This is a genomic window from Streptomyces sp. NPDC003247 (assembly GCF_042888135.1).
Lineage (GTDB): Bacteria > Actinomycetota > Actinomycetes > Streptomycetales > Streptomycetaceae > Streptomyces.
This window is the reverse complement of record NZ_JBIAPF010000014.1, coordinates 213723-229031: the sequence shown is the minus strand read 5'-3', so window position 1 is coordinate 229031 and position 15309 is coordinate 213723. Positions and strand designations below refer to the sequence as shown.

The 15309-nt window shown below is 74.0% G+C and carries 17 protein-coding genes and 1 pseudogene; 5 read left to right on the top strand and 13 right to left on the bottom strand.

The window, feature by feature from the left end; all coding sequences use genetic code 11:
• A partial coding sequence (locus ACFYWQ_RS36470; RefSeq protein ID WP_389522740.1) for a DUF475 domain-containing protein occupies window positions 1-335 on the bottom strand: 335 nt, incomplete at its 3' end.
• Between the two features lie 175 nt (window positions 336-510).
• Between ACFYWQ_RS36470 and ACFYWQ_RS36465 the strand changes: the two genes are divergently transcribed.
• From ACFYWQ_RS36465 to ACFYWQ_RS36455, 3 genes are all read left to right on the top strand, one after another.
• Window positions 511-645: a hypothetical protein gene (locus tag ACFYWQ_RS36465; RefSeq protein WP_389522738.1), complete on the top strand. Its 135-nt coding sequence runs from the start codon at window positions 511-513 to the stop codon at window positions 643-645.
• Entirely contained in the window at window positions 624-998 is a 375-nt protein-coding gene (locus ACFYWQ_RS36460; protein WP_389522737.1) for a hypothetical protein, read from the top strand. Before ACFYWQ_RS36465 ends, ACFYWQ_RS36460 begins: the two co-directional genes overlap by 22 nt.
• 311 nt (window positions 999-1309) lie before the next feature.
• Window positions 1310-2269, top strand: a complete 960-nt coding sequence (locus ACFYWQ_RS36455; protein ID WP_389522735.1) for a DUF1152 domain-containing protein — start codon at window positions 1310-1312, stop codon at window positions 2267-2269.
• A 42-nt stretch (window positions 2270-2311) separates the two neighbouring features.
• Here ACFYWQ_RS36455 and ACFYWQ_RS36450 read toward each other — a convergent pair whose 3' ends face one another.
• Window positions 2312-2698, bottom strand: a complete 387-nt coding sequence (locus ACFYWQ_RS36450; RefSeq protein ID WP_389522733.1) for a VOC family protein — start codon at window positions 2696-2698, stop codon at window positions 2312-2314.
• Between the two features lie 240 nt (window positions 2699-2938).
• Between ACFYWQ_RS36450 and ACFYWQ_RS36445 the strand changes: the two genes are divergently transcribed.
• Both ACFYWQ_RS36445 and ACFYWQ_RS36440 read left to right on the top strand, forming a co-directional pair.
• Window positions 2939-3991: a MerR family transcriptional regulator gene (locus ACFYWQ_RS36445; RefSeq protein WP_389522732.1), complete on the top strand. Its 1053-nt coding sequence runs from the start codon at window positions 2939-2941 to the stop codon at window positions 3989-3991.
• Between the two features lie 173 nt (window positions 3992-4164).
• Window positions 4165-4731 (top strand): MarR family winged helix-turn-helix transcriptional regulator, encoded by a 567-nt coding sequence (locus ACFYWQ_RS36440; RefSeq protein ID WP_389522730.1) that lies wholly within the window; start codon window positions 4165-4167, stop codon window positions 4729-4731.
• Window positions 4732-4853: 122 nt separating this feature from the next.
• Here ACFYWQ_RS36440 and ACFYWQ_RS36435 read toward each other — a convergent pair whose 3' ends face one another.
• The 11 genes and pseudogenes from ACFYWQ_RS36435 to ACFYWQ_RS36385 form a co-directional block, all read right to left on the bottom strand.
• Complete coding sequence (locus tag ACFYWQ_RS36435) at window positions 4854-5867, bottom strand: Rieske 2Fe-2S domain-containing protein (protein ID WP_389522728.1); 1014 nt, start codon at window positions 5865-5867, stop codon at window positions 4854-4856.
• Window position 5868: 1 nt separating this feature from the next.
• Window positions 5869-6138 (bottom strand): recombinase-like helix-turn-helix domain-containing protein, encoded by a 270-nt coding sequence (locus ACFYWQ_RS36430; protein WP_389522727.1) that lies wholly within the window; start codon window positions 6136-6138, stop codon window positions 5869-5871.
• Window positions 6139-6173: 35 nt separating this feature from the next.
• On the bottom strand, window positions 6174-7130 hold the full coding sequence (locus tag ACFYWQ_RS36425; RefSeq protein ID WP_389522725.1) for a PDR/VanB family oxidoreductase: 957 nt from the start codon (window positions 7128-7130) through the stop codon (window positions 6174-6176).
• Window positions 7127-8770, bottom strand: a complete 1644-nt coding sequence (locus ACFYWQ_RS36420) for a thiamine pyrophosphate-binding protein (protein WP_389522724.1) — start codon at window positions 8768-8770, stop codon at window positions 7127-7129. Before ACFYWQ_RS36420 ends, ACFYWQ_RS36425 begins: the two co-directional genes overlap by 4 nt.
• Before the next feature lie 9 nt (window positions 8771-8779).
• Window positions 8780-9565, bottom strand: coding sequence for an SDR family oxidoreductase (locus tag ACFYWQ_RS36415; RefSeq protein ID WP_389522722.1), 786 nt, complete (start codon window positions 9563-9565; stop codon window positions 8780-8782).
• 35 nt (window positions 9566-9600) lie between these two features.
• On the bottom strand, window positions 9601-10344 hold the full coding sequence (locus tag ACFYWQ_RS36410; RefSeq protein WP_389522720.1) for an SDR family oxidoreductase: 744 nt from the start codon (window positions 10342-10344) through the stop codon (window positions 9601-9603).
• A complete protein-coding gene (locus tag ACFYWQ_RS36405) occupies window positions 10337-10858 on the bottom strand; it encodes a cupin domain-containing protein (RefSeq protein ID WP_389522718.1) in 522 nt (173 codons plus the stop codon). Before ACFYWQ_RS36405 ends, ACFYWQ_RS36410 begins: the two co-directional genes overlap by 8 nt.
• 3 nt (window positions 10859-10861) lie before the next feature.
• Window positions 10862-11674, bottom strand: coding sequence for an alpha/beta fold hydrolase (locus tag ACFYWQ_RS36400; protein ID WP_389522716.1), 813 nt, complete (start codon window positions 11672-11674; stop codon window positions 10862-10864).
• Complete coding sequence (locus ACFYWQ_RS36395) at window positions 11671-12480, bottom strand: aspartate dehydrogenase domain-containing protein (RefSeq protein ID WP_389522714.1); 810 nt, start codon at window positions 12478-12480, stop codon at window positions 11671-11673. The genes ACFYWQ_RS36400 and ACFYWQ_RS36395 overlap by 4 nt, the downstream gene beginning before the upstream one ends.
• A gap of 251 nt (window positions 12481-12731) precedes the next feature.
• Window positions 12732-13667 (bottom strand): annotated as a pseudogene (locus tag ACFYWQ_RS36390) (VOC family protein); the annotation flags it as partial.
• Between the two features lie 18 nt (window positions 13668-13685).
• The gene (locus ACFYWQ_RS36385) at window positions 13686-15173 is read right to left on the bottom strand and encodes an aldehyde dehydrogenase (RefSeq protein WP_389522713.1); all 1488 of its coding nucleotides are present in this window, start codon (window positions 15171-15173) and stop codon (window positions 13686-13688) included.
• Window positions 15174-15309 lie beyond the last annotated feature (136 nt).

Sequence of the window (15309 nt, the reverse complement as noted above, 5' to 3'; positions counted from 1 at the left end):
ACCAGCTGCTGGTAGCGGTCCTTGTCGGTCAGGGCGAGGTCGACGGCCTCGACCGGGCCCATCGAGGCGCTGACCGCGACGATCACGACCGGGAAGATCAGCCGCATGCCGAACACCGCGATGAGCACACCGATGGTGAGGAAGATCTTCTGCCAGAAGGCGTTCATCTTCTTCAGGATCCCGGCGTTGACCACCGCGTTGTCGAACGACAGCGAGATCTCCAGCACCGCCAGGATCGCCACGACACCGAGGGCGGACCAGCCGCCGTAGAGAACGCCTGCGACCAGCCCCAGCCCCGTGACCGCGAAGGCCCAGCGGAAAGTCTTCACCAACACATGTCACCCGTTCTCGTCCTACCGCTCCGCCCTGGTGCGGTCTTCGCATCGCGTGCCCGGCACAGGTGGTGTCCATCCCGGCGGGCCGGAGTACCGGTTCCCCCCACCCGGCCGCGCACACCGCGTCGGCGACCGGCCGGCACGCCGCCGTGGCCCGCACCCCGCCCCTCACCCGATGACGGACGCAGCCTACTCAGCCCAGCTCGCCGACGCCGTACAGGACCTGCCGCTGCTGCTCGCCCGGACGGCCGCCTGGCTCGACGCCTCGGCGAACTGGCCGCCGATCCGGTGCGCCGGCACGAGGCGCTGACCCGCCTGTCGGAGTCGACGGCCGTGCGGATGGACTACGTGCAGACCTCCGACCACGAGCCCTACGGGGACAGCGTGGAGATGCACCACCTCTACCACCGCTTCCTGCGCCGCGCCCTGTCTCCCGCCGACCGCGACGAGCTGTCCGCGGTCGCCTGCCGAGTACTGGTCTCGGCCGACCCGCGGCGGCCGTCCGACGTACGGTCGTGGCCGTGGCGGACCGTCGGGCGGAGGGGGGGCGGAGCGGGGCCGAGGGGGGCCGAGCGGGCCGTCGGGCCGAGCGGAGCCGAGTGGGCCCGGACGGGCGGCGACGGCTGGCCGGGGCGGCTGGGGCGGCTGGGGCGGCTGGGTTGACTGGGGTGACTGGGGTGGCTGGGGTGCGGCGGGCCGGCGCGGAGGCTACCGGCTCGGGCTGTGGCGGCGTTCCGGGTCCGGCCGGCAGCCACCGGGCGCCTGATCCGGACCGTCGGGCGGCGATGAGGCGGCCCGCCCGGTGCGCGCGGTGACCACCGTCACGGCGAGACGGCGCGCCACGACCGCGGCGCGCACGGCAAGCGGCGCCGTGTACCCCGGCCCGCCCGGCAGGGAGGTCCGGGCTGCCGCGCGGTCGCCGTCGCGGCCACAATTCCGGGCGCACGGCGGCCACTTCTCGGACAATGACCGCCATGATCCCCCTCCACGCCAACCCGCTCTTCACCCGGCTCGCCGACGCCGAACGGATCCTCGTCGCGGGCGCCGGCGGCGGTTTCGACATCTATTCGGGGTTGCCGCTGGCCCTCTCCCTGCTGCACCAGGGCAAGGAGGTGCATCTCGCGAACCTCTCCTTCAGCGCCCTCGCCGGTCTCCCCCTCGACGACTGGGCCGCCCCCGACCTGGCCGTCGTCACCGCCGACTCCGCTCCGCACCAGAGCTACTTCCCGGAGCGGACCCTCGCCCAGTGGCTGCGCCGGCACGGCTACCCGGCCACCGTGTACGCCTTCCCCCAGACCGGCGTGCGCCCCCTGCGCGCCGCCTACCGGGCCCTGGTCGAACTGCACGGCATCGACGCCGTCGTGCTCGTCGACGGCGGTACGGACATCCTGTTGCGCGGTGACGAAGCGGGCCTCGGCACTCCGGAGGAGGACATGACCAGCGTGGCGGCACTGGCCGCGCTGGACGACATACCGATCCGGCTCGTGGTGTCGGTCGGCTTCGGCGTGGACGCCTATCACGGCGTGAACCACGTGCACGTCCTGGAGAACATCGCCGCGCTGGAGCGGGACGGCGCGTACCTCGGCGCGTTCTCGATCCAGCGCACCACCGACGAAGGCGCGCTGTACCTCGACGCGGTGGCGCACGGCCAGGCCCACACCCCGGACCGTCCCAGCATCGTGAACGGCTCCATCGCGGCAGCCGTGCGCGGCTCGTTCGGAGACGTCCGCTTCACCGAGCGCACCCGGGGCAGCGAGTTGTTCATCAATCCGCTGATGTCGCTGTACTTCGCCTTCGACCTGCCGGGCCTGGCGGCCCGCTGCCTCTACCTGGACCGCATCGAGGACACCCACCTCATGCGTCAAGTCCACGCGCGGATCGCCGAGTTCCGCGAGAACACGGTGACCCGCCCGCCCCGCCGCTTCCCGCACTAGCCGGTGTCTCGTCGGCCGGCGCGGGTGTCCGGCCGGCGCGCCCTACTCGCTGTGCACGATCTGGATCAGGTTGCCGCAGGTGTCGTCCAGGACCGCGGTGGTGACCGGGCCGGTCTCCAGCGGCTCCTGGGCGAAGCGCACCCCGAGCCCGCGCAGCCGCTCGAACTCCGCCCGAACGTCGTCCACGGCGAAGGAGGTGGCCGGGATGCCGTCCTGGACCAGCGCCGTCCGGTACGGCTGCACGGCGGGATGGCCCGAGGGCTCCAGCAGCAGTTCCGTCCCGCCGGGATCCTCCGGCGAGACCACGGTCAGCCAGCGGTCCTCCCCGAGCGGGACGTCGTGCTTCTTCACGAAGCCCAGCACGTCGGTGTAGAAACGCAGGGCCTTCTCCTGGTCGTCGACGAAGACGCTGGACAGGTGGATCTTCATGGGAGGCTCTCCGGGGCGTCGGGCCTGAGCCGTCGGGTCGCGATGCGCTCAGCGGGTCCGGTGTGCGGGTCATGGCACTTGTACCGGTTCCGGCACCGCGAAAGAAACAGACCCGCGGAGGGGACACGGCCAAGTCCGACCGGTAGGCCGAGTCCGCAGCGGCGCACCCGGGTCCCACCCCGCTGTTGACCTTCGAGTGGGACGAAACCCGATGATGGCGACGTGCCGAACAATGAACTGATGCCGATCGGAACCTTCGCCCGACGCAGCGGTCTGACCGCCGGCGCGTTGCGGTTCTACGCCGATTCCGGACTGCTGCCACCTGCCGAGGTCGACCCGGTCTCGGGCTACCGCTACTACAGCGCCGACCAACTGGACCGGGCGACCCTGCTGCGGCAGCTCCGGGAGATCGCCATGCCCCTCGTTGCTGTCGAGGCGGTCCTCGGGGCCGGGGCCGAGGAGGCGTCCCGGCTGCTCGACGAGCACGTGTCCGACGTCGTCGGGAACGCGGCGGCGGCACGGCGGAAGGCCGCCGTCGTCAAGTCCGCGCTCGGCGACGTGCCGGGCCTTCCGATCGCCGCGCTGAAGGGGCCCGTACTGGCCGATGCCGTCGAGCAGGTCCTGACGGCGGCCACGCACGAGCCCGGGATGCCGGTCCTCGCCGGGCTGCGCCTGGAGGCGGGTGACGACGCGCTCACCCTGACGGCGACGGACCGCTACCGGCTCTCCATGCGCACCCTGGTGCCGGTCGAACCACCGGGGCGGACATGGGCCGGCACGGTCGACGGGGACGAACTGAGGGCCGCGGCCGCCGGGATCCGCCGTAGCGCACTGGTCCGGCTCGAAGCGGTGTCGCACGGGATCCGGCTCCGCGTGACCGGCCGGGAGGACCTGCACTGCCGGTTGCTGTCCGGTGCATGGCCCGACCACCGGCTGATGATCGCGTCACTGGACGAGGTCACCACCCGTGCGACGGTCTCCAAGGAACTGCTCCTGCGCGCGCTGGAGGACCAGCCGGGCGAACGCGTCGCGCTGCACGTAGCCGACGACGAAGTGACCGTCGTGCCGGCGGACGACGCGCACCCCGGCGTCCCGCTCCCCGCCACCACGACGGGACGGCCCCTCCGGGTCCGGTTCGAGCTGACCACCCTCTACCCCGCCGTGAGCACGGCGATCGGCCCCGACGTGATGCTCGACCTGAGGGGAGACGGCCGGCCCGTCACGGTCCGCTCCGCCGACCGCGGCGATCTCACCACCCTGGCCATGCCCGTCAGGGCCCATCACGTCGCCTGACACGACGACGGGGGACACTGCGCCGCAGGGTCCATGGAGTCCCGGCCGCCACAGCACCTCCTCGACGCGGGGGTACCGGCCGAGGTCGACCTCGTGCGGCTCCGGGCATCGGGCGGATTATTTCAGGGCTAAGATTTCGGGGAGTGGTCGGCGGAGCGTAGGGAGGGGCGGTCATGGCGGGGAAGAGAGCGGTGGACCGGCAGGACGCCGTCGCGGCGATCATCGAGGACTGGGCCCGGGAGCGGCCCGAGCTGGACACGTCACCGCTGGAGGTGCTGGCCAGACTGCACCGCAGCTTCCTGCGCTACAACACCGAACTGGCCGCCGCCATCGAACGGCACGGTCTGGCGGTGGCCGGCTTCGACGTGCTCACCGCGCTGCGCCGGGCCGGTGCGCCCTACCGGCTGACGGCGGGGCAGCTCGCGGACTCGGGGCTGATCTCGTCGGCGGGGGTGACCCTGCGCCTCGACAGGCTGGAGAAGGACGGTTTCCTCGTGCGGGAACGGGACGCCGGGGACCGCCGTGTCGTCTACTCACGGCTGACCGACGCCGGGCTGGCCAAGGTGGACGAGGTGTTCGCCGAGCACCTGGACAACGAGCGCCGGATGCTCGCGGGACTGTCCCCGGCCGAGCGGCGCCAGCTGGCCCGGCTGCTGTCGAAACTGGAGCGTTCCATCGTCGCCTCGGCAGAGGCGGACGAGGAGGCGGAGGCCGGGGCCGCGGCCCGGGCGGGGGCGTAGGCGCGGGCGGAGGACGGCACGGCCGGCGGGCGACCGAGTGCCCCGCCCGCGAGCCGCCCTCCGGCTCCGCCCTCCGGCTCCGCCCCGGCGGCGGACCGGGGAGCGGAGTCACTCCGCCCGGCTCAGCCGGCGGCGGCCTGCGCCTCGGCCTGCTGCCGGTAGAGACGGCGCAGCCGTACGACGCCGAGGTCGTGCTGGTAGAGGTTCTCGAACCGGTCGGCGTCGGCCGGCATGGCCTCCAGCATCACCCGGTCCTGTTCCAGGACCTCCCAGTGGCGCTGCTCGATGAGCGTCCGGTACAGGAACCGCCAGGTGTCCCGCTGCCAGTCGGTCACCTTGCGGTAGCGCCAGAAGAAGACCCCGGTCCGCCGCTCGTCCACCGGGCAGGCCATGCCGACGATGCCGAACGCGCCGCCGGGTCCCGCCGACGGCGGGTAGGGGATGGACAGGTCGACCCAGTCGACGCCGGTGCGGCACAGCTCGACCCAGTCGAAGTTGACGCCGCGCTGGTCGGTCTTCTCGAAGAAGTAGCCGCGGTCCGTCTCGCGGATGCGGAACTTGGCCTGCGTGTCGCCGTCGTACATCGTGTGCGACTCGTGGTGCAGGAAGGCGCCGTGCATCGGGTCCAGCAGGTTCTCCATGGCGAAGCGCCAGGGCACGTTCCACTCCGCGTAGCACAGGAACGCCGCGGTCCCGGGGTCCGTCAGCGGCTCGGGGAGGGTGAGGCCGGCCGGCTCGGGGTGCTCCTCGTCGCCGAAGTACGCGAGGACCGCGCCGGCCACCTCGCGCACCGGCAGGGAGGCGACCAGCCGCTTGCCCTCCAGGTTGCAGCCGGGCAGGCCGGGCACGGAGGTGACGGTGCCGTCGCCCCGGACCTCCACCCCGTGGTACCAGCAGGCCACCCGGTCGCCGAGGTGTTTGCCGAGGGAGAGCGGTGCGCCGCGGTGCGGGCAGCGGTCGGCGAGCATCGACAGCGTGCCGTCCGCCCTCCGGAAGAGCAGCCAGTCCTCGCCGAGGGCGGTGACCTTCCGCAGGCCGCCGGGCTCGACGAAGTGCGAGGGGACGACCGGGTGCCACTGGTTGCGCAGCCCGTTGGCGTAGACGTGGTCGGCGGTGACGTCGGTGGTGAGGCTCATCTCAGGCTCCCAGGCGCTGCATCTCGGTACGGAAGGTCTCCTCGGTCCAGGGCTCCCCGTCGGGGGTGCGTACCTGGCGGGCGTTGAGTCCGGCGACCACGGCGGCGAGGTCGTGACCGTCCTCGGTGAAGATCGCTTCGAGGGTGCGTGCGAGCTTCACCTCGTACGGGGTGGGTGCGTGGGTGCGGGACTGGTGCGGGTCGAGGTAGGGCCACGTGGTGGGCGTGGTGGGCGTGGTGGGCGTGGTGGGCGTGGTGGTCGTGGTCGTCATCGGGGTCTCCGGGAGGGACGGCGGGACGGGAGGGCTCACAGGTCGAGGACGAGCCGGTCGGAGACGCAGCGCGAGACGCAGATCATCATCGTGCCGCCCGTCTCGTGCTCGGCGTCGGAGAGCAGGAAGTCGCGGTGGTCGGGGGTACCGGCCAGGACCCGGGTCTCGCAGCTGCCGCAGATGCCGTCGCGGCACGACGAGGTGACGGACACCCCGGCCGCCTCGACCGCCTCCAGGACGGAGGTGGCGGCGTCCACGGACACCGTCACACCGGACCTGCGGCACTCCACCTCGAACGCGCTGTCGTCACCGGACCGTTCCACCGCCGGCGCGGCGAACCGCTCCAGCCGCAGCCGGCCCCGCGGGCACGACTCCTGGAGGGCGGCCAGCAGCGGTTCGGGGCCGCACGCGTACACCAGCGCGTCGGCCGGCAGGCCGTCCAGTGCCGCGGCCAGGTCGACGTGCCCCTGCTCGTCCTGCGGTACGAGCGTGACCTCGCCGCCGGTGAGCCGGGCCAGTTCCCCGCCGAACGCCATGGCGGCGCGAGAGCGCCCGCCGTGCACCAGGCGGTACGGGATCCCGTCCCGGTCCGCCTGGCGGGCCATGGCGAGGATCGGGGTGATCCCGATGCCGCCGGCGACGAACACGTACGATCCGGCGGGCTCCAGCACGAAGTGGTTGCGCGGACCGGCCGTCGCCACCCGCTGCCCGGGACGCAGCTTGGTGTGCACATGGCGCGAACCGCCGCGCGAGGCGGGCTCGTCGAGCACGGCGATCCGGTAGGAGGAACCGTCGGCCGGGTCGCCGCACAGCGAGTACTGGCGCACCAGGCCGCCCACGTGAACGTCGAGGTGGGCGCCCGGGGTCCAGGCCGGCAGGGGCTTGCCGGCCGGATCGGCCAGCTCGACGGAGAGGACGCCGTCCGCCTCCCACGTCATACGGCGGACGAGGAGTTCGAGCCGCTGCTCCTCGGTGTCGTCGGTGTCGTTCATCGGGGGCCTCCCTCCGCGGTGGGGATCTTGACGGGCGGGGTGAACGGGTTCTTCATCGGACCGAGGGCGGCCAGGTCCACCTCCACGAGGGTCGGTCCGCCGGAGGCGAGGGCCTCCCGGATCACCCCCTCTGCGTCGGCCTCGGCGGCGACGCGCGCGTACGGCAGCCCGCAGGCGGCGGCCAGTCGTCCGAAGTCGGGGGTGTGCAGGTCGACGCCGGCGCGGCGGTCGCTGTAGCGGTCCTGGGTGTTGCGGAGCACGCCGTAGCCGCCGTCGTTGAAGACGAGCAGCAGCAGCGGGGGCCGCTCCTGGGCGAGGGTGAGCAGTTCGCCGAGGTGGACGGCGAGTCCGCCGTCGCCCGCGATGACCACGGTGGGCGCGTCGGGGCGGGCGAGCGCGGCGCCGATGCCCATGCCGAGGCCCTGGCCGATGCCGCCGCCGCGCGGGAAGACGTTGGCGCGCGGATCGTGGATCGGCAGCAGCCGGTTGCCCCACGTCGAGGACGCGATGGTGACGTCCCGGGCGACGACCGCGCCGCGCGGCAGGGCCGCGGCGAGCGCCTCGCAGATCGCCGCCTGCGGGCCGATGCCCTCCCGCAGCGCCGCCCGCACCTCCTCGCGCACGGAGCGCACGCGGGCGCTCCAGTCCGCCGCGGCGGGGACGGCGGCCGCGGTCAGCGACGGCAGGACGCGGGCGGCGTCGCCGTGCAGGGCGTGCCGGGCCGGGTAGACCCGGCCGAGCGCGGCGGCGTCGACGTCGATCTGGACGTGCGCGGCGGGCAGCCGCAGGTCGTAGTCGGACGTCTCGTTGGACCGGAAGTGGGTGCCGACCGTGAGAAGCGCGTCGGCGTCGGCCAGCAGGGCGCGGACCGGGGGAGTGGTGGCGAAGTTGCCGATGACCTGCGGATGGTCCTCGGGGACCGCGCCCCGGCCGGAGTTGGACGTGATCAGGCCCGCGCCGGTCGCCTCCAGCAGGGCGAGCAGCTCGCCCCGGGCCCGGTTCGCCCCGCCGCCCGCCCAGATCAGCGGATGCCGGGCACCGGCCAGCAGCTCCCGCGCGCCAGCCAGCGCGTCCGGGTCCGGCCCGGGACCCTCGGCGGGCGCGGCCCGCTCACCGCGGACGTCCTGCTGCACGGCGTACTGGAGGTCGATCGGCCACTCGACGCTCGCCGGTCCGCCGGGCACGGCCAGGGCCGCGGCGGCGGCCTCGCGGAGCAGGCGCCCCGCGCTCGCGGTGTCCGGCACCGTCGCGGCGTACGCGGACACCGCGGCGAGCATGCCGAGCTGGTCCTTCGTCTCATGGATGAAGCCGCGCCCGCTGCCCAGGTGGCGGCTGTCGACCTGCCCGGTGACGTGCAGGACGGACGTGCCCGAGGCGAGCGCCTCCACCAGCGACCCGGCCGCGTTGCCGGCGCCCGTCCCGGTGGAGGTGAGCGCGCAGCCCAGGGTGCCCCGCGCCCGCCCCCAGCCGTCGGCGGCGTTCACCGCGGTGGCCTCGTGCCGCACGGGAACGAAGCGCAGCTCCCGGTCGACGGCCTCGACGAGGGGCAGATTGTGCACGGACACGATGCCGAAGACCGTGTCGATGCCGAGTTCCTTCAGGACGGCGACCAGCAGGTCGCCGCCGTTGCGGTGTGTCATGCGAGCCTCTCAGAGGATGCCGCGGCCGACCCCGCCGCAGACGTCGATGGCGGTTCCGGTGATGTACGAGGCGCGCGGCGACAGCAGCGTCACGACCGCGTAGGCGACCTCCTCGGCCCGCCCGAGCCGGCCGAGCGCCACGCCCCGGTCGGCGGCGAGCCGCGCCTGCCACTCCCCGTAGTCCAGGCCGGAGCCGTCGGCGGCGTGGCGCCGGGTCCACTGCCCGGTGTCGATCAGGCCCAGGCAGACGGAGTTGACCCGGATGCCCTCCGCGGCGAGTTCGAGGGCGAGGGACTTGGACAGGTTGAGGATGCCGGCGCGGGCCGCGCCGGTGGTGATCAGGCGGGGCTCGGGCTGCTTGGCGAGGACCGCGTTGACGTTGACGACGCTCGCCGCGTCCGAGTCCCGCAGGTGCTCCCGGGCGGCGCCCAGGGGGTGCAGGACGCCCGCGAACTTCAGTTCCAGCTCGTCGCGCCAGTCCTCGGCGGTGGTGTCGTCCAGCCGCTTCATCCGGGACTGGCCCGCGTTGTTGACCAGCCCGTCGATACCGCCGAAGCGGGCGGCGGACCGCTCGACGAAGGCGCGTACGGCGTCCGCGTCGCGGACGTCGCAGGCGGCGGTCAGCAGCCGGTCGCCGCCGTCCAGCCGGTCCGCGGCGGCGGCCAGGCGTCCGGCGTCGCGGCCGCAGGTGGCCACGTTGGCCCCTTCGTCGAGCAGGGCGCGGACCGTGGCCAGGCCGACGCCCGAGCTGCCGCCGGTGACCAGGACGGTCCGGCCGGCGAGACCCAGATCCATGAGTGCTCCTGTGTGTCGGCGCATGTCTGCGCGGGTCAGTGCATGGTGAAGCCGCCGTTGACGGCGATGACCTGGCCGGTGAGGTACCGGGACTCCTCGCTCAGCAGGAAGGAGACGAGGCCGACGAGGTCGTCCGGCCGCTGCGGGCGGGTGAGGGCGCGCTGCCCGGCGTAGAGCGCGTGGCGTCCGGCGGGGACGGACTCGGTCGCCTCGCACTCCGTGAGCCCGGGGGCGACCGCGTTGACGGTGACGCCCTGCTCGCCGAGTTCGCGGGCCATGGCGCGGGTCAGCGCGATGAGCGCGCCCTTGGAGGCGATGTAGTGGGCCAGGCGGGGAGAGCCGTACAGGGCGGCGTCGGAGGCGATGTTGACGATGCGCCCCGGACGGGCGAGCAGCGGGTGCAGGGCCTTGGCGACCAGCCAGGGGCCGCGCGCGTTGACGGCCATCAGGCGGTCCCAGACGTCGACGTCGATGTCCTGGAACTCCTTGCCGCCCACCCCGTTGGCGAGGGCCGCGTTGTTGACCAGGCCCCACACCGGGCCGTACTCGGCCACGGCCTCGGCGAGCCGGGCGACCGAGGCGGGGTCGGCCACGTCGCAGGGGACGTGGTGCGCCCGTCCGCCCGCGGCGCGGATGCCGGCCGCGGTGCGCTCGCCCCACTCCTCGTTCAGCTCGGCGACGACCACCCGGTGCCCGTCGCCGCCGGCCCGGCGGGCCATGGCCTCCCCCAGGCCACGGCCCGCCCCGGTCACGACGACCGTCCCGAGTCGGTCAGTCACGGGTGACGCCGTACAGCGGCGAGTACTCGGGGTAGGTGGGGACCTGCGGCTTCCGGGTGCCGATGATCACGCAGAACAGCGCGTCGGTGTCGCCCTCGTTCTTCAGCGACCGGGTCACCCCGGCCGGCACCACGATCATGTCGCGGTAGCCGAGCGTGCGGTACTCGACCTCGTCCGGGCCGCGGTGGATGCCCACCCGGACCTCGCCCTCCAGGACGAAGAACGCCTCCTCGACGTCGTGGTGGGTGTGGGCCGGGCCCTCGGCGCCGGGCGGCAGCAGCATGTTGGAGAAGGTGAAGCCGCCGGAGGGGATGATCCGCCGGTCGTCGTCGTGGTTGCCGGTGGCGCCGGAGCCGACGTAGCGGATCTGCGCGCGCTTGTACTGCGGGCCGGCCTTCTCCTGGAAGGAGAGGGTGCCCCAGTCGGGCTCGCGCGAGTCCTTCGTCGCGATGAGGGAGTCGGTGTACCGGGCGAGGTCGCTGCCGTTGTCGTACTCGGTGGTGGTCAGGGGCACGGTTCAGTCCTCCGTGAGGTGGCTGGGGTGGGTGTCGGGGTCGGTGACGATGTGCAGGTGTGCCAGGACCCAGGCGTCGAAGCGCTCGGGCTGTTCCTGGTGGGCGAGGTGACCGGCGTCCTTGACGATCACGTAGGCCGTCTTGTGCAGACCACCGGCCAGGGCCTGGGCGGCCTCCGGGCCGGTGACCTGGTCCTTGTCGCCGCACAGCACGAGCGCCGGTGCGGTGATGCGCGCCAGGTCGCCGCGCAGGTCGGCGCCCGCCATCGACTCGGCGGCGTACGCGTAGCCGGGCAGGCGTACGGCGTCCGCCATCGTGTCGACGACACGCCGGACCAGGTCGGCGGGCGCGTCGGGGGAGACCAGCCGGGGTCCCCGCCGCTCGGCGAACGCGCGCGGGCCGAGGCGTTCCAGCTCCGGGACGCGGGCCCGCATGGCGGCGGCCTTCTCCGGGGCGGTGCCGGATCCGGGGCTGGAGTCCGCGACGATCAGGGAGGCGACCAGCTCCGGGTGGCGGAGGGCGAGCCGGAGGGCGACGACCCCGCCCCAGGACACGCCCAGGACGTGGGCCCGGCCGCCGCGGGCGCGGATCACCTCGGCCGCGGCGTCCGCGAACCCGTCGAGGTCCAGCGGCCCGTCCGGGTCGGGCGAGCGGCCGTATCCGGGCGCGTCCCAGGCGGCGACGCGGAAGCCGCCGGCCAGCGTGGCCAGTTGGGGAGCGAAGGAGGCGGACGAGGAGCCGATGCCGTGCAGGCAGAGCAGCAGCGGCCCGGTGGAACCCGCCTCCTCGACGTGCGCCTTCGCCGGGGCGGTCACAGGATCTGTCCCGGGCGTCCGGCGATCGCGCCGAGGGAGCGCAGGACCGCGTACGGGACGACGGCGCTGGTGGCCGGGGTGTCGGCGTCGGGGGTGTGGGCCGCCTCGAAGCGGTAGGCGCCGTGCGGGCCGGAGGCCTCGACGACGTGCCGGGTGCGGACCGCCGCCGGGTCGGCGACGACGCGGACCCGGACGGCGTCCAGATCACCGACGGCGAGCGCGACGGACGCCGCCACGTTCGTCGACCGCGGGAACTTCACCGGTACGTCGCGGGCGGTGCCGGACATCACCTCGACGGGCCCGGTGGCGGTGCGCAGCCGGCCGAGCAACTCCTCGTCCATCCACGGCTGTTCGAGCGTCGCCGGCAGTTTGGTGGTGGTCAGCCGGACCTCGTCGAGCGGGCCGAGCGCCCGGACGGCCTGGAGCAGGTCGAGGCCGCCGACCGCGCCGCCGGTGAAGTAGACGCGGCCCGGCCCGGCGCCGAGCAGCCGCTTGGCCAGGTCCTCGTCGGTGAGGGCGCCGGTGGAGGCGACGAGCAGGTCGGTGCCGGCGGTGAGCACCCGCTCGCCCCACTCGCGGACGACGCCCTGGCCCGCGGCCTCGACGACCAGGTCGCACGCCTCGATCGCGGTCTCGAAGGGGACCTGCTCGGCCGGGGCGGCATCGCCCAGCGGACGGTTGTCGACCACACAGGTGAGCGTGGCCCCGGGCACCTCGCCCGCGGCGAGCGCCGTACCGACGACGCGGCCGATCGCGCCCCAGCCGACCAGGCCGACTTTCAGGGGCTCGGAGGTGGTGCTGGTCATGCGGGGGCTCCTTGCGGGACGGCGGTGTGGGCGTTCTGGGCTTTCTGGGCTTTCTGGGCGGTCGCGGCGGTCTGGGCTGACGCGTCGGTCTCGTCGGTCTCGGGTTTCCGGTCGGCCCGGTCGGCCCGGTCGGCCCGGTCGGCCCGGTCGGCCCGGTCGGCCCGGTCGGCCCGGTCGGTCCGGTCGGTCCGGTCGCTCCGGTCGGCCAGCTCGGCCTGGCTGGTCCGCTCGGCCTGGTCGGCCCGGTCGGTCTCCGCGTCGACGGGCGGCAGGACGGGGCTGCCGTCCGGGGTGCCGGCCATGTGCGCGCGGATCAGCTTCGAGGGCGGGCCCGCCGTTCCCCACAGGTCGGACAGTTCGGGGACGCGCCGCCACACCTTGCAGATCCAGCGGTCCTCGACGACCTGCGCGACCTCGGAGGTGTACTCGCAGACCAGGCCGGTCGGGTCGGTGAAGTAGGAGAAGGTGTTGTTGCCCGGGCCGTGCCGCCCGGGACCCCACTGCGGGACGACACCGTGGTGGCGCAGCCGGCCGATGCCCCGCATGAAGTGGTCGACGGAACCCATCTCGTACGCCACGTGGTTGAGGGACGCCCAGGGCGCCTGGTTGAAGGCGACGCAGTGGTGGTCGCTGTTGCAGCGCAGGAACGCCATCTGGTGCTCGGACCAGTCGGAGACGCGCAGGCCCAGCACCTCGCGGTAGAAGGCGACGGAGGCGTCGATGTCGGTGGTGTTGAGCACGACGTGGGTCACCCCGACGGGCACGGCGGTGTCCCGGCCGCGCGGCGGCACGGCCCAGGTGTCGGCGGACAGCTCGATCAGCCGGCCCTCGTGGTCGTGGAAGCGCAGGCCGTACCCGCCGCCGACCTGGTCGAGCGGGCCGGGGCCGGTGACCGGACGGATGCCGCGCCGCTCCAGGCGCCGCGCGGCCTCGTCGATCTCCGCCGGGGTGGCGACGGCGAACGCGAGCCGGCCGAGGCCGATCCGTTCGGAGCGGGTGAGCTGGAGGGCGTGGTGCTCCTCGCCGGTGCCGCGCAGCCAGCTCGCGCTGTGCCCGGCCTCGACGACCTCCAGGCCCCACGCCTCCTCGTAGAAGTCGGTGGCGGTGGTGAAGTCGGGGGTGAGCAGTTCGACGGAGCGCAGGGCGTGCAGCCGGGCGATCGGGGGGTTCTCGGGGTCAGGGAACATGGTGGTCTCCGTCAGTGGTCAGCCGGCCCAGGGCAGGGGGGTGGTGGCGGTGCCCCAGTACAGGGACTTCTGGCGCTGGTAGGCGCGGATGCCGTCGCGGCCCTTCTCCCGCCCGAGACCGCTCGCCTTCATGCCGCCGAAGGGCGTGGAGATGCTGAACTGCTTGTACGTGTTGATCCAGACGGTGCCGGCCTCGATCCGGCGGGCGATCCGCCAGGCGGCCCGGTGGTCGCGGGTCCAGATGCCGCAGGCGAGCCCGTAGACGGAGTCGTTGGCCTGGCGCACCAGGTCCTCCTCGTCGTCGAAGGGCAGCGCGACCAGGACCGGGCCGAAGATCTCCTCCTGGCAGGTGCGGGCGTCGCCCGGCAGCCCGTCGAGGACGGTGGGCAGGTAGTAGGCGCCGTCCGCGTACTCGGGGCCCTCGGGCGCGGCGCCGCCGCACAGCACGCGGGCGCCCTCCTGCCGGGCCAGGTCCACGTAGGCGGCGACGCTGTCGCGGTGGGCGCGGTGGACGAGCGGGGCGACCTGGGTGTCCGGGGCGGTGCCGGGGCCGACGCGCAGTTTCCGGACCCGCTCGACGAGTTCGCCGATGACGTCGTCGTACATCGACCGTGCCACGAACAGCCGGGAGCCGGCGATGCAGGACTGGCCGCTGGAGGAGAAGACCCCGAACATCACGCCGGCCAGGGCCTGCTGGACGTCGGCGTCGGGCAGCACGATCGTGGGCGACTTGCCGCCCAGTTCCAGCGAGACGGGCATCAGCTTGTCGGCGGCGGTCCGGGCGAGCGCCCTGCCGGTCGTGGTGCCGCCGGTGAAGGCGACCTTGCCGACGCGGGGGTCCCGCACGATCGCGTCGCCGACCACCCGGCCGGGTCCGGGCAGGACGGACAGCAGGGCGGGAGGAAGCCCGAGCTCCTCCAGCGTCCGGCCGACGAGCCGGCCCAGGGCCAGCGACACCAGGGGGGTCCACTCGGCGGGCTTCAGCAGCACCGCGTTGCCGCCGGCCAGCGCCGGGGCGAGCTTCTGGGCGTCGCTGGCGACGGGGGAGTTCCAGGGGTTGATCGCGCCGACGACGCCGATCGGCTCGTGCACGCTCATCGTGACGTACGCGCCCCGGGACGGCGTGACCGCGTCCTCGGCGGTCTCCAGGGCGGCGGCCGTGTAGCGGAAGGTGGCGGCCGCGCTCGCCGCCAGCGCGCGGGTCTCGGTGAGCGCCTTGCCGGTGTCCGCGGTCTGGAGCGCGGCCAGGTGCTCGGCCTCGTCCTCGATCAGCGCGGCCACGCGGTGCAGCAGGCGCGCCCGCTCGTGGGGCGGCAGATCGCGCCAGCGGGGGTCGGCGGCGGCCTCCGCTCCGGCGCGCGCCGCTTCGGCGACCTCCTCGGGGGTGACGGCGTGCACGGTCGCGAGGGGGCTGCCGGTGGCGGGGTCGTACGTCTGCGTCGGGGCACCGCCGCCGCGCCGCCACCGGCCCGCAACGAGCGCTTCGTCGGGGGGAGTTCGGAGCATGAGGGGGCCTCCTGAACAGGTGGGTGGGAGAGCTGCTTGGGTAAGCGCTAGAAATCTAAGGGCTTAAATATCTTCGGCGCAAGGGGTGGCCCTGAGCTTCTCTCCGGTTAAATCCCTGCGTCAGGCCTTGACGCGA